General features: G+C 63.6%; 11 protein-coding genes. All 11 read right to left on the bottom strand.

Annotated elements, in window-relative coordinates:
• Positions 1-14 precede the first annotated feature (14 nt).
• Positions 15-749 carry an amino acid ABC transporter ATP-binding protein gene (locus tag HMPREF3173_RS00375; RefSeq protein ID WP_043207132.1) on the bottom strand — a complete coding sequence of 245 codons (735 nt, stop codon included), beginning with the start codon at positions 747-749 and terminating at the stop codon, positions 15-17.
• Positions 742-1,704, bottom strand: a complete 963-nt coding sequence (locus HMPREF3173_RS00370) for an amino acid ABC transporter permease (protein WP_070571066.1) — start codon at positions 1,702-1,704, stop codon at positions 742-744. The genes HMPREF3173_RS00375 and HMPREF3173_RS00370 overlap by 8 nt, the downstream gene beginning before the upstream one ends.
• Positions 1,705-1,813: 109 nt before the next feature.
• Complete coding sequence (locus HMPREF3173_RS00365; RefSeq protein WP_043207344.1) at positions 1,814-2,611, bottom strand: transporter substrate-binding domain-containing protein; 798 nt, start codon at positions 2,609-2,611, stop codon at positions 1,814-1,816.
• Positions 2,612-2,858: 247 nt separating this feature from the next.
• On the bottom strand, positions 2,859-5,432 hold the full coding sequence (gene mdoH / locus HMPREF3173_RS00360) for a glucans biosynthesis glucosyltransferase MdoH (protein WP_070571065.1): 2,574 nt from the start codon (positions 5,430-5,432) through the stop codon (positions 2,859-2,861).
• Positions 5,425-7,146: a glucan biosynthesis protein G gene (locus HMPREF3173_RS00355; RefSeq protein ID WP_070571150.1), complete on the bottom strand. Its 1,722-nt coding sequence runs from the start codon at positions 7,144-7,146 to the stop codon at positions 5,425-5,427. Before HMPREF3173_RS00355 ends, mdoH begins: the two co-directional genes overlap by 8 nt.
• Positions 7,147-7,409: 263 nt before the next feature.
• Positions 7,410-7,847, bottom strand: a complete 438-nt coding sequence (gene dtd / locus HMPREF3173_RS00350; protein ID WP_070571064.1) for a D-aminoacyl-tRNA deacylase — start codon at positions 7,845-7,847, stop codon at positions 7,410-7,412.
• Positions 7,844-8,815: a prolyl aminopeptidase gene (gene pip / locus HMPREF3173_RS00345; RefSeq protein ID WP_070571063.1), complete on the bottom strand. Its 972-nt coding sequence runs from the start codon at positions 8,813-8,815 to the stop codon at positions 7,844-7,846. The genes dtd and pip overlap by 4 nt, the downstream gene beginning before the upstream one ends.
• Before the next feature lie 179 nt (positions 8,816-8,994).
• On the bottom strand, positions 8,995-9,798 hold the full coding sequence (hutG, locus tag HMPREF3173_RS00340) for an N-formylglutamate deformylase (RefSeq protein WP_070571062.1): 804 nt from the start codon (positions 9,796-9,798) through the stop codon (positions 8,995-8,997).
• A gap of 10 nt (positions 9,799-9,808) precedes the next feature.
• The gene (hutI, locus tag HMPREF3173_RS00335) at positions 9,809-11,014 is read right to left on the bottom strand and encodes an imidazolonepropionase (RefSeq protein ID WP_070571061.1); all 1,206 of its coding nucleotides are present in this window, start codon (positions 11,012-11,014) and stop codon (positions 9,809-9,811) included.
• 15 nt (positions 11,015-11,029) lie between these two features.
• On the bottom strand, positions 11,030-12,427 hold the full coding sequence (locus HMPREF3173_RS00330; protein ID WP_043207117.1) for an amino acid permease: 1,398 nt from the start codon (positions 12,425-12,427) through the stop codon (positions 11,030-11,032).
• A 144-nt stretch (positions 12,428-12,571) separates the two neighbouring features.
• A complete protein-coding gene (hutH, locus tag HMPREF3173_RS00325; RefSeq protein WP_070571060.1) occupies positions 12,572-14,104 on the bottom strand; it encodes a histidine ammonia-lyase in 1,533 nt (510 codons plus the stop codon).
• Positions 14,105-14,225: the final 121 nt, after the last annotated feature.

Raw genomic sequence — 14,225 nt, 5'->3', positions numbered from 1 at the left:
GCTTGCTCCCCGCTCTACAGCACCTGACGCAGGAAGGCCTGGGCGCGCAGGTCTTTGGGAGCCGCGAAGAACTGCTGGGGCGGGGAGTCTTCGAGGAGCTTGCCGTGGTCGAAGAACAGCACGCGGTCGGCCACTTCACGGGCAAAGCCCATTTCGTGGGTCACGCAGACCATGGTCATGCCTTCCTGGGCCAGGGTCTTCATGACATCCAGTACCTCGCCGACCATTTCCGGGTCCAGCGCCGAGGTGGGTTCATCGAACAGCATCACCTTCGGCTCCATCGCCAGGGCTCGGGCGATGGCCACGCGCTGCTGCTGGCCACCGGAAAGGCGCGAAGGGTATTCGTTGGCTTTCTGGGCAATGCCGACCTTCTCCAGCAGCGCGCGCGCCTTGGCTTCGCGCTCGGCTTTGCCACGTTTGCGCACCACCTTCTGGGCCAGGCACAGGTTCTCGAGCACCGTCATGTGCGGGAACAGGTTGAAATGCTGGAACACCATGCCGACTTCGCGGCGGTAGGCGTTGATGTCGGTCTTCGGATCATCCAGCTGCAGGCCGTCGATGGACACATGGCCATCGTCGAAATGCTCCAGGCCGTTCAGGCAACGCAGGAAGGTCGACTTGCCCGAGCCTGACGGCCCAAGCACCACCACCACTTCGCCCTTGGCCACGCGAGTGGAGACGTTGTCCACCGCGCGCACCACCTGGCCACGGGTGTCGAAGACTTTTACCAGATCACGGACTTCAATCACTTTGCGCAAGCCTCCGCTCGAGCCGGCTGGCCATGTGCGACAGCGGCAGGTTGATCAGCAGGTACAGGCCTGCCACGCAGAACCAGATCTCGAAGGTCGAGAACGAGGTGGTGATAGCCTCGCGGCCGCTCTTGGTCAGTTCGGTGATGGCGATCACCGAGACCAGCGAGGTGTCCTTGACCAGGCTGATGAACTGGCCGGCCAGCGGTGGCAGCACGCGCTTGAACGCCTGGGGCAGGATCACGTGACGCATCGACTGGCTGGCGTTCAGGCCCAGCGAGCGTGCCGCTTCGTTCTGCCCCTTGGCGATCGACTGCACACCGGCGCGCACGATCTCGGCTACGTAGGCGCCAGTGAACAACGCCAACGCCGCCACCCCCGCGAATTCCCGGGACAGGTTGAGCACGGTGCCGATAAAGAAGTAGAAAATGAAGATCTGCACCAGCAGCGGTGTGCCGCGTACCAGCTCGACATAGACGGTGGAAAGATCGCGCAGGGTCGGGTTGTTCGACAGCCGGCACAAACCGGCGAACAGGCCGATCACCAAGCCCAAGGCGCCGGACACTACCGAGATCCATAGGGTGGTCCACAGGCCCCAGGTCAAGGGGCCAATGGCCCACTGGCGGGTCACGCCGATCTGGTCGCCCTCGGCGACGTCATCGCCACGGCTCAGCAGCAGGCTGTCCTTGGCGACGGTGACGACCTGCTGACCGCCGCTTTCATCCTTGAGCGTCACGCGGGCGGTGTCGCCCGAGAGGGTGATGTCTTCGACAGAGCCGTTTTCAGCGGCGCGCTGCGCTTCTTCGGCCTGGTAGGCGAAATATTGGGGAACGCGGTTCCAGCGCCACTCGTAGGAAATCATCGAGGTGGCCAGGTAGAGGCTGAACGCCAGCCCCACCAGGACCAGCGCGGTCAACCCGTGCCAGGGCCACTGGGCTTTCTTGTGCTTGATCAATTGGGGTACTCCAGAAAGCGGCAAGCCGCAAGCAACACGCGGCAAGAACAGGCCAAGCGTAGGCTCTGTTTCATCTTGCAGCGTGCAGCTTGCGGCTTGTAGCTACTGCTTATTCCATGTCCTTCAGCCAGTCTTTGTTCTTGAACCACTTGTCGTGAATACGATCGTAGGTCCCGTCGTTCTTGATCTGGTGCAGGAAGTTGTTGATGAAGTTGATGCTGTCGTAGTCGCCCTTCTTCAGACCGAAGGCAAGCGGCTCGTAGGTGAACGGCTCTTCGAGGAACAGCAGCTTGCCGGCACCGGCCTTCTCGACCGCTACCACGTTGTACGGGGCGTCGTAGACGAAAGCATCGGCCTTGCCGTTGACCACGTCCATCACGCCCTCTTGCTCGTTGTCGTAACCGTGATACTTGGCCTTGCTGATGAGTTTCTTGGAAACCATCTCGCCGGTGGTGCCGAGCTTGGAGGTGATGCGGTACTTCTCGTTGTTCAGGTCTTTGTAGGACTTGATCTCGCCCGCGAGTTCCTTGCGGATCAGCAGGGTCTGGCCGACGACGATGAAGGGTTCGCTGAAGTTCAGGCGCAGGTTGCGCTCCTGGGTCAGAGTCATGCCGCTGCCGATCATGTCGAACTTATCGGTCAGCAGGGCTGGGATGATGCCGTCATAGGCGGTGGAGACGGTTTCCAGCTTGACGCCCATGGACTTGGCCATGGCTTTGAGGATGTCCACCTCGAAACCGATGATCTCGCCACGCTTGTTGGTCATTTCGAAGGGCATGTAGGTCGGGTCCATACCGACCCGCAAGGTACCGCGTTTGACGGCGTCTTCGATGGCGCCCGCCTGGGCGGCGGTGACGGCGACCAGTGCGGTGACACCGACCAGCAGTCGCGACAGGTATTTCTTCATCATTACCAAGTCCCCTAGCAAAGTGTTGCGAATTTTATTGTTGGAAAGGTCGATAGACCGATACGCAATATCGAGAGGGATGCTAACGCATGCGCGGCCTAGGACCTAGAGCCGGGGGGGACATTGTTGGCCAAAATAGAGACACAGGCCCTGGCCGCAGGCTTCAGCAGCCTCCACAGGTTCGGTGAAGACACCGGAGGACTCTGGCGAAGCCTGGGAAAAGGGCCGCAAAGCGGCCCTTGGGGAATCAGGCGCCGACCAGTGAAGGCTGGGCCTGGTTTTCCGGGTGCAACGGCAGCAGCGGCGAGTGTGGATCGTTGGTGATGGAGCTGCGCCATACCCCGATCCAGGCCTCGTTGTTCGATGCCCATACCTGCTCATGCAGGCGCGAGAGCGCCACCGGGTCGCTCAGTAGCGCCAGGCGGGTGTTGCCATCCAGGCCCTTGGGCCCGACTTCCAGGGCCTTGGCCACACGCTCGATGCGCAACGCCTCGATCGGCGCGGCCTGACCATGGCGTGCGGTAGCCATGGCGCACGCCAGGGCGTTCTGCCGTGGGTCGACCACCGCACGAACGAAGCCGTCGTGCAGGGCATGCCAGCGGTTCTCATGGGTGTACTGGTCGGTCGCCAGCAGCTCCTGCGGCGTCGCGTATTCCTCGGGGATGAGGAACAGCTTCTCGTCCTTGGCCGCCAGGCCCAGGCGCGTACGGCTGGAAATCACCGAGACCGGAATCGACAGCACCAGCGAGCCCACGATCGGCGCCAGCCACCACAGGAAGCTTGGGTTCAGCCAAGCCACCAAGGCCGCCCAGGCGATGCCCAGCAGCGTCTGCGGACCGTGGCGACGGACTGCCTCGCTCCACGGCGTGGAGTCGTCGTCACGCTGCGGCGAATTCCAGGTCGCCGCCCAGCCGAGGAACGCGGCCAGGACGAAGCGGGTGTGGAAGATCATCCGCACCGGCGCCAGCAGCATGGAGAACAGCATCTCGATCAGCATCGACACGGTGACCTTGATGCGCCCCCCGAACTCCGTAGCGCCCTTGGCCCAGATCAGGATGACGCTGAGCAGTTTGGGCAGGAACAGCAGCACGATGGTGGTGGAGAACAGCGCGATGGCCTTCTCCGGATGCCATTGCGGCCACAGCGGGTAGAGCTGGAACGGCTCGATGAAGTACTGCGGCTCCATCAGCGTGTTGGTCGCCAGCAGCGCGGTCGAGAGCACCAGGAAGAAGAACCACAATGGCGCCGATAGGTACGACATGACACCGGTCAGGAACACCGCACGGTGTACCGGGTGCATGCCCTTGACCAGGAACAGTCGGAAGTTCATCAAGTTGCCGTGGCACCAGCGCCGGTCGCGCTTGAGTTCATCGAGCAGGTTCGGCGGCAGTTCTTCGTAGCTGCCCGGCAGGTCATAGGCGATCCACACACCCCAGCCGGCACGGCGCATCAGCGCGGCTTCGACGAAGTCGTGGGAGAGGATCGCACCGGCGAACGCACCCTTGCCCGGCAATGGCGCCAGGGCGCAATGCTCGATGAAGGGCTTCATGCGAATGATCGCGTTATGGCCCCAGTAGTGCGATTCGCCCAGTTGCCAGAAGTGCAGACCGGCGGTGAACAGCGGGCCATAGACGCGGGTGGCGAACTGCTGCAGGCGCGCATAGAGGGTATCCATGCCCGAGGCCTTGGGCGCGGTCTGGATGATGCCGGCGTCCGGGTTGGCCTCCATCAGGCGTACCAGGCTGGTCAGGCACTCACCGCTCATGACGCTGTCGGCGTCGAGCACGACCATGTACTTGTACTCGCCCCCCCAACGACGGCAGAAGTCGTCCAGGTTGCCGCTCTTGCGCTTCACGCGACGACGGCGGCGGCGATAGAAGATACGGCCGAAGCCCTTGGCCTCACGGCACACGTCCAGCCAGGCCTGTTGCTCGGCCACGGCGATGTCAGTGTCGTTGGTGTCGCTGAGCACGAAGAAGTCGAACCGGTCCAGGTCGCCAGTGGCGGCCACCGACTCGAAGGTCGCACGCAGGCCGGCGAACACCCGTGGCACGTCTTCGTTGCAGATCGGCATGACCAGCGCGGTACGCGCCTGGGGCGCGATCGGCTCGTTGCCGGCGCTGCTGCCGGAGATGCGGTACTTGTCACGACCGGTGAGCAATTCGAGAAAGCCCATCAGCGCGGTCCAGAAGCCCGCCGACACCCAGCAGAACAGGATGCCGAAGAGGATCAGGATGCTCGTCTGCAAAGCATAGGGCCAGACCTGCACCACCGACTCCCAGAGCGACTGGGCCATGATTTCGTCGAGCGAAACGAACGACCAGCCCTGGTACGGCAGGATGCCCTTCATGTACCAGCCGGCAACGAGGGTCTGCCCGATCATCAAGGCCAGGAGAATATAGCGGCGTAGGGAGCCGACCCGGCGCCAGCGGGCCGGTGGCAACTCGCGCTTGGGCGGTTGCGGTGCATTGGTGCGCCCGGTGAGCCGACGCCACATGCGCACCAGGATGTTGGTGCGCCATGGCTCGGGGATTACGCGGGTACGCTTGATCGGCGGTGCGATCTTCAGGCACAGCCGGCCGCTGCCGTCGACGCCGAGCATTTCGGCATCTTCGAGCTCGGCGGCGCTGCCCACGGTCAGGCGTGGGCCCACCGAGGCCTGCACGGCCTCGGCGGGGTTGGCGGCCGGTCGGGCCGCCAGGCGTTGGTGCAGCTCGCTGAACGATTGGCAGCTGGCGAGTTCCGCGCGCTGCTCATCGCTCAGGGGTAGGTGGGCCAGGTACTCGCCAAGCGATTCTGGCCGTGCGCTTGAGTTACTCATCGGCAGGCAACTGATAGCTCCAGGTCTCGGTCATCACTTTTTCGGTGGTGGCCGGTGCCCCGTTGGTGGATGCCGCATCGGCGGCAGGTTGTTCAGCCTTGGCGGCTTTCTCGGCCTTGGCGTGCTTGGCTGCGGCCTTGTCCTGCTTGCCTTCCTTGGCCGGTTTGGCCGGTTCCACCGGAACGTCACGCACCAGTGCGGCGCGCATCTCGGTGGACTTGCTCGGATCCTTGACCTTCAGTCGCAGGGTCAGGCGCCAGCCCTTGGTTTCAGGGTTATAGCGCAGGTTGTTCTCGACCACCTCGGCGTTGTCGCCGACGCTGACCTGGCTGCGCAGGGCGGTGTCTTCCGGCAGGGCGGCCAGGGCCGGGCCCTCGAAGTCGACCAGGAAGGCCACGCTGCCATCGGCTTCGCGGATCAGGTTGGACTGCTTCACATCACCAGTGGAGCGCATGGTCTTCTTCACCCAGCCCAGCTCTGGCGAGTGCAGTTGGGACTCGTTGATGGTCCAGCGCAGGCGGTACTCGAACTCCATCGGCTTGCCGGGCTCAGGCAGCTTCTCTGGGCTCCAGAAGGCCACGATGTTGTCGTTGGTCTCGTCGGCGGTCGGGATCTCGACCAGGTCGACGGTGCCCTTGCCCCAATCGCCACGCGGCTCGACCCAGGCGCTTGGACGCTTCTGGTAGTTGTCGTCGAGATCTTCGTAGGCGCTGAACTCACGCTGGCGCTGCAGCAGGCCGAAACCACGGGGGTTCTCAACGCTGAAGCTGCTCACGGCCAAATGCTTGGGGTTGTTAAGCGGGCGCCACAGCCATTCGCCGTTGCCCGCGTGGATCGACAGGCCCTCGGAGTCGTGCAGGGCCGGGCGGTAATTGAGGACCTTGGACGGCTGGTTGGCGCCGAACAGGAACATGCTGGTCAGCGGAGCAACACCCAGGCGGCTGACATGGTCACGCAGGAAGACCTTGGACTTGACGTCCAGCAGGGTATCGCTGCCTGGACGCAGGGTCAGCTTGTAGGCGCCGGTGGAGCGTGGCGAATCCAGCAGGGCGTAGATCACCAGGTGCTTGTCGGTCGGCTTTGGCTTTTCGACCCAGAACTCGGTGAAGCGCGGGAATTCCTCGCCCGACGGCAGCGCGGTGTCGATGGCCAGGCCACGGGCCGACAGGCCATACACGTGGCCCTTGCCGACGACGCGGAAATAGCTGGCGCCAAGCAGGGTCATGATCTCGTCCTGCTTGTCAGCCTTGTTGATCGGGTAGAGCACGCGGAAACCGGCATAGCCGAGGTTTTCGACGGTCTTGGGGTCGTGTGGGACGTCACCGAACTCGAAGCGGCTCGGGTCGTACTTGATTTCCTCGACCTTGGTGGCGGTGACCTGGTTGATCTTCACCGGCGTGTCGAAGTGCATGCCCTGGTGGTAGAAGGACAGCTTGAATGGCGTCTTGTCCTTGGCCCACTCGGCCTTTTCCTGGATGAAACGGATTTTCTGGTAGTCCCCGAACTTCATGTCACGGAAGACCGCTGGCAGGTTGCTCTTCGGTGCTTCGTACTTCTGACCGGCGAGATCCTTTGCCTTGGCTGCAACATCGTCAAGATTGAATGCCCAAAGCTGGCCAGCGCTCATCAGGCCAACCAGCGCGACGCCTGCCGCCAGGGCCTTGCGAAGCCGATTTCCGGGGATTCTTTGTGCAATACAGGGACTAACAATCACGAGCAACCCTCGCCGAAAACAGATCATGAAACCAACGGCCAGCGACCAATGCCGGGTTGGCGAGCACTGTTCGGACCCCGTAAGGGCCTAATGATTCCCCAAACGGTTCCAGACAGTGCTCGAGTCAGAGTGAAACGAGCCTACGAACGTAGGCTCACGCAGCGCGCGATTATCCAGCAGGGCGCGTTACAACGCATCAGGCTGAAACAACTATTTATCGTACAAACCCACTTGTTTTCCTTCAAACAAGGGGTTTTTTAACCTCATATTTGTAACATAAATGTTACGGGGCCATCATTGACCAAATGCACCTGCATGTCCGCCCCGAATCGGCCGCTGGCGACATCGCCATGGGCGGCGCGGGCCCGCTCAAGAAGATAGTCGAATATCTCGGCGCCGAGCGCTGGCGGCGCGGCGGTGGAGAAGCTGGGACGCATGCCATTGCGAGTGTCGGCGGCCAGGGTGAACTGGGACACCAGCAGCAGGCCGCCGCCGATGTCCTTAAGGGACAGGTTCATCTTGCCCTGGGGGTCGCTGAATACCCGGTAGTTGAGCAATTTGTGCAGAAGCTTGTCGGCATGCTCGCGGGTATCTCCCGGCTCGACAGCCACCAGGACCAGCAGGCCCTGGTCGATCGAGCCGACGATCTGGCCCTCTACTTCGACGCGCGCACCGCGTACGCGCTGCAACAGCCCTTTCATGCTTCTTCCAGAGGCAGGTCGAGCAGGCGCCGGGCCATCTGGTCGGCAGCGCGCACCAAGGCGTCGGTGATACCCGGCTCGGAGGCGGCGTGGCCTGCGTCGCGGATTACCTTCAGCTCGCTGTTGGGCCAGGCCTGGTGCAGCGCCCAGGCGTTTTCCAGCGGACAGATCACATCGTAGCGGCCATGCACGATCACCGCCGGCAGGTGGGCGATCTTCGGCAGGTCGCGGATCAACTGGTCCGGCTCGAGGAAGGCGTTGTTCATGAAGTAGTGGCATTCGATGCGCGCGATAGACAGCGCGCGCTGCGGCTCGGAGAAGCGATCGACCACCAGAGGGTTGGGACGCAGGGTCGCGGTCCGGCCTTCCCAGGTCGACCAGGCCTTGGCCGCGTGCATCTGGGCAATCTGGTCGTTGCCGGTCAGGCGCTTGTGGAAGGCCTTGACCAAGTCGCCCCGCTCCTCCGGCGGAATCGGCGCGATGTAGTCCTGCCAATAATCGGGGAACAGGCGGCTGGCGCCTTCCTGGTAGAACCATTGGATCTCCTGCGGGCGGCACAGGAAGATGCCGCGCAGGATCAGGCCATGGACCCGCTCGGGATGGGTCTGGGCATAGGCCAGGGCCAGGGTGGAGCCCCAGGAGCCGCCGAACAGCACCCACTTGTCGATGCCCAGGTGCTCACGGATGCGCTCCAGGTCCTCGACCAAGTGCCAGGTGGTGTTGTTTTCCAGGCTCGCATGCGGAGTCGATCGGCCACAGCCGCGCTGGTCGAAGGTGATGATGCGGTAGAGGGTAGGGTCGAAGTAGCAACGGCTCTGGGCATCGCAGCCCGCGCCGGGGCCACCGTGGATGAATACCACCGGCAGACCTTCTGGCGATCCGCTTTCGTCTACATACAGCACATGCGGTGCTTCCACGGCCAGATCGTGCCGGGCGTAGGGTTTGATCTGCGGGTACAGGGTCTGCATTGCGCACTCCGTGTGAGGATTTAATCTGCCGCCTGGCATCATAAACCTGAATTGCGCTTTGAGCATGTGTCACGGTGAAACAGGTGGATGTGTGCGGGGCTGTTCGCGGGAATCCCCGCTTCCACAGCTCTGGCGATGAACCTGTGGGAGCGAGTAGACCGGCGAACAGGACAGCGGACTTACCGCCCGTAGCGCTCCCTGCCCCAGGCCAGGACGGCCTCGAGCAACTGCTTGAGCACCACTTGGGTCGGCTGGGCCAGGTCCTCGCGGTACTTGAACGGCTCGACCTCTTCCATATAGGTGCTCTGCGCCAGCTCCAGTTGCACCGCATGGATGTGGTTCGCCGGATCGCCGTAATGACGGGTGATGTGCCCACCCTTGAAGCGCCCGTTGAGCACGGAGGTATAGCCCTGGGCCTGCGCGCAGACACCCAGCAGACGCTCGGCCAGGACCGGGTCACAGCTGGCGCCGCTGAAGGTCCCCAGGTTGAAGTCCGGCAGCTTGCCGTCGAACAGGTGTGGGATGACCGAGCGGATCGAGTGGGCATCCCACAACAGGGCATAGCCGTGAATCTCACGCAGGCGCGCGAGCTCCTGGCGGATCGTATCGTGGTAGGGACGCCAGATGTGCTCCAGGTAGCCTTTGCGCTCGTCAGCTGAGGGTTCCTGGCCCGCCTTGAACAACGGCTCACCCTCGAACAGCGTCGCCGGGTACAGACCTGTGGTGGCGCCGGCATACAACGGTTTGTCGTCATCCGGGCGGTTCAGGTCGATGACGAACCGCGAATACTGGGCGGCCACCACGCTGGCACCCAGGTCCCTGGCGAAATCGTACAGACGTGGGATGTGCCAGTCGGTGTCTGGCAGGCTGCGCGCCTGCTCGACCAAGCCGTCACGCACGGCGTCGGTCAGGCTAAGGCCTGCGTGAGGCATGCTGATCAGCAGCGGCAGCTGGCCCTGGTGAAAACTCAATACCTTGTCCATGTGCCCTCACTCAGTTGGATATCTCATGGCCCAGGCGCACCACCCGCTTGGGCAGGTCGCCGCCGAGCCAGTAGCTCAGATCCGCCGGGCGCTCGATCTGCCAGGCGATGAAGTCCGCGACCTTGCCCACCTCCAGCGAACCGTGGCTTTCGCCCAGGCCCAAGGCCGTAGCCGCATGCACGGTCACGCCCGCCAGGGCCTCTTCAGGCGTCATGCGGAAGCAGGTGCAACCCATGTTCAGCATCAGGCGCAACGACAGCCCGGGCGAGGTGCCCGGGTTGAGGTCGCTGGCCAGGGCGATCTTCACGCCATGACGGCGCAGGGCATCCATCGGCGGCAGCTGGGTTTCACGCAGGAAGTAGAACGCGCCCGGCAGCAGCACGGCGACGGTGCCGGCCTCGGCCATGGCGACGGCGTCTTCCTCGGTCATGAACTCCAGGTGGTCGGCCGACAGCGCCTGGTAGCGTGCCGCCAGGCTCGAGCCGTGCAGCGACGACAACTGCTCGGCATGCAGCTTGACCGGCAGGCCCAGTTCACGCGCCTTGATGAAGACTTTTTCGACCTGGGCCGGCGAGAACGCCAGGTGTTCGCAGAAGGCATCGACGGCGTCCACCAGGCCCTCTTCAGCCAGGGCCGGGAGCATTTCGTCGCAGATATGCGCAATGTAGTCATCCGCCCTGCCGGCGTATTCCGGCGGCAGGGCGTGGGCGGCAAGGCAGGTGCTGCGCACGGTCAGTGGCAGCTCCTCACCCAGGCGCCGGGCGACCCTGAGCATCTTGCGCTCGTTGGCCAGGTCCAGGCCGTAGCCGGACTTGATCTCCAAGGTGGTCACGCCATCGCGCATCAGCGCCTTGACCCGCTGACGAGCACTGGCCAGCAGCTCGTCTTCGCTGGCCGCGCGGGTCGCCCGTACGGTGCTGGCGATACCGCCACCGTTGGCCGCGATCTCGGCATAGCTGACGCCCTGCAGGCGCTGCTCGAACTCACCGCTGCGATTGCCGCCGAACACCGCATGGGTATGGCAGTCGATCAGGCCCGGGGTGACCCAGGCGCCGCCCAGGTCCACCGTGCGCTCGGCATCGACCACGGGCACCTCGCCACGCGGGCCGATCCATTCGATCAACCCGGCGTTGGTGACGATCGCGGCATCCTCGATGATCGAGTACAGGCCCTGGGCCATGGTCGCCACGTGGCAGTGCTGCCAGAGGGTTCTCATAAGCGTTCTCCGTGACTAGCGGTGCAGCTCGGCCGGCTCGCGAACCCGTTGGCCCTGCCCTGCCCGTGGCTTGCACCACAGCAGGTAAGAGGCCACCAGGAACACCACCCAGATCACGCCGACGATCAACGCGGCCTGAGTGTCCGGGAAGTAGCCGAGCACACCAAAGATGAACAACATGAAGGCAATGGCCATTGCCGGCCCATAAGGCCAGAACGGTACCGGGAATTTCAGCTCGGCGATCTGCTCGCGTGTCATGCTGCGGCGCATGGCCACCTGACTCATCAGGATCATCAGCCATACCCACACGGTGGCGAAGGTGGCGATCGAGGCGATCAGCAGGAACACGTTCTCTGGGATCACGTAGTTGAGCACCACGCCGATCAGCAATGCAGCGCCCATCACCAGCACGGTCATCCATGGCACGCCGTGCTTGGACAGCTTGCCGAAGCTGCGAGGTGCATGGCCTTGCTGGGCCAGGCCGTACATCATGCGGCCTGCGCCGAAGATGTCGCTGTTGATGGCCGAGACGGCCGCCGAAATCACCACGATGTTCAGCACTGCGGCCGCCGAGCCGATGCCCAGGTTGCTGAAGATCTGCACGAACGGGCTGCCTTGGCTACCGATCTGCGGCCACGGGTATAGGCACATCAGTACGAACAGGGTCAGCACGTAGAAGAGCAGGATACGCAGCGGTACAGCGTTGATCGCCTTGGGAATGACGCGTTGAGGATCTTTCGCCTCACCGGCGGTGACACCGATGATCTCGATGCCGCCAAAGGCGAACATCACCACCGCGAAACAGGCGATCAGACCACTGATGCCGTTGGGCATGAAGCCGCCGTGGCTGAACAGGTTGCTCACACCGACAGTGGCACCAGTGCTGGCCTGGCCCATGCCGAAGATCATGATGCCGAAACCTGCCAGGATCATCGCCACGATGGCGCCGACCTTGAGCAGCGATAGCCAGAACTCCATCTCACCGAAAACCTTGACGTTGCACAGGTTAAGGCCGCCGATGATGAAGACGATGCCCAGCACCCAGATCCAGCGGGCCACTTCCGGGAACCAGAAGCCCATGTAGATCCCGAACGCGGTGACATCGGCGATGGCGACGATGACCATCTCGAAGGCGTAGGTCCAGCCGAGGATGAAGCCCGCCATGGGGCCGAGGTAGGTACTGGCGTAGTGACCGAAGGAGCCGGCCACCGGATTGTGCACGGCCATCTCGCCGAGGGCCCGCATGACCATGAAGACCGCCGCGCCACCGATCAAGTAGGCCAGCAGCACTGCCGGGCCGGCCATCTGGATGGCCGATGCCGAACCGTAGAACAGCCCGGTACCGATCGCGGAACCGAGCGCCATGAAACGAATGTGCCGAGCCGTTAGCCCGCGCTTGAGACCTTCTTGCATTTCGCACCCTTATTATTGTTCTGCCGGTGATGGCTACAAGGGCCGCTTCGCCTCCCATCGCAGGCTTCGCCAGCGCCTCCAGGCAGTTGCGATTCTGCGGGCGCTGGCGAAGCCTGCGATGGGCCGCGAGCGGCCCCGAGGGTATTACAGGCTGGGCAGTACGCCAGCTGGCAGCAGGCCGGTCAGGCAACCCTTGGCCAGCAGCTCGGCAGCGGCTTCGATGTCCGGCGCGAAGAAGCGGTCACGGTCGTAGTGCGGGACTTCACGGCGCAGGGCCAGACGGGCCTGCTCCAGCTTGGCGGAGGTCTTCAGGCCTTCACGCAGGTCCAGGCCCTGGCAGGCGCCCAGCCACTCGATGGCGAGGACGCCACGGGTGTTTTCGGCCATTTCCCACAGACGCTTGCCGGCGGCCGGCGCCATGGACACATGGTCTTCCTGGTTGGCGGAGGTCGGCAGGCTGTCGACGCTGTGCGGGTGCGACAGGGCCTTGTTCTCGCTGGCCAGGGCGGCCGCGGTGACCTGAGCGATCATGAAGCCGGAGTTGACGCCGCCGTTTTCCACCAGGAACGGCGGCAGCTGGGACATGTGCTTGTCCATCATCAGCGAGATGCGGCGTTCACTCAGCGAGCCGATCTCCGCAATGGCCAGGGCGATGTTGTCGGCGGCCATGGCCACAGGTTCTGCGTGGAAGTTGCCACCGGAAATGACGTCACCCTGGGCAGCGAAGACCAGCGGGTTGTCCGACACAGCGTTGGACTCGATCGCCAGCACTTCGGCGGCCTGGCGCAGTTGGGTCAGGCAGGCGCCCATGACTTGCGGCTGGCAACGCAGGGAGTACGGATCCTGGACCTTGCCGCAGTTTTCGTGGGAGCGGGACACTTCGCTGGAGTCGCCCAGCAGGTCACGGAAGCAGGCCGCGGTGTCGATCTGGCCGCGCTGGCCACGGACTTCGTGAATACGTGCGTCGAACGGCGAACGCGAGCCCAGGGCTGCTTCGACGGTCAGGCTGCCACAGGCGATGGCAGCGGCGTACAGGTCTTCGGCATGGAACAGGCCGCGCAGGGCATAGGCGGTGGACGCCTGAGTGCCGTTGAGCAGGGCCAGGCCCTCTTTGGCAGCCAGGGTCAGCGGCTCCAGGCCGGCGACGGCCAGAGCCTCGGTGGCAGGCAACCACTGACCTTTGTAACGGGCCTTGCCCTCACCCAGCAGGACCAGCGACATGTGCGCCAGCGGTGCCAGGTCGCCAGAGGCGCCGACCGAGCCCTTGAGCGGGATGTGTGGATAGACTTCGGCGTTGACCAAGGCGATCAGCGCGTTGATGACCTTGCGACGGATGCCGGAGAAGCCGCGACTGAGGCTGTTGATCTTCAGGACCATGATCAGACGCACCAGGTCGTCGTCCAACGGCGCGCCGATACCGGCGGCGTGGGACAGCACCAGCGAGCGCTGCAGGTTTTCCAGGTCATGGCTGGCGATGCGGGTCGAAGCCAGCAGGCCGAAACCGGTGTTGATGCCGTAGGCGGTGCGGTCTTCGGCAATGATCTGCTCGACGCAGGCAACGCTGGCGTCGATGGCCTGGTCGGCGCTGGCATCCAGTTGCAAGCGCACGGGTGCTGCGTGGATGGCCCGTAGTTGGGCCAGGGTCAGGGTGCCGGGCTTGAGAGTCAGTTCGGTCACTTCGCTACTCCAATTCGCATGGGGCCCGCAGGCCCCTTCTTGTTTTTAGTATCAACGTTGTTCGGCAATTACCAAAGGAACGTCGATCAGCCCGTGATCATCGGCAGGTCCAGGCCCTGCT

The sequence above is a fragment of the Pseudomonas sp. HMSC08G10 genome (genome assembly GCF_001808425.1).
Classification (GTDB): domain Bacteria; phylum Pseudomonadota; class Gammaproteobacteria; order Pseudomonadales; family Pseudomonadaceae; genus Aquipseudomonas; species Aquipseudomonas guariconensis.
The sequence above is the reverse complement of the archived record's forward strand: the minus strand, read 5'-3'. Positions and strand labels throughout refer to the sequence as shown.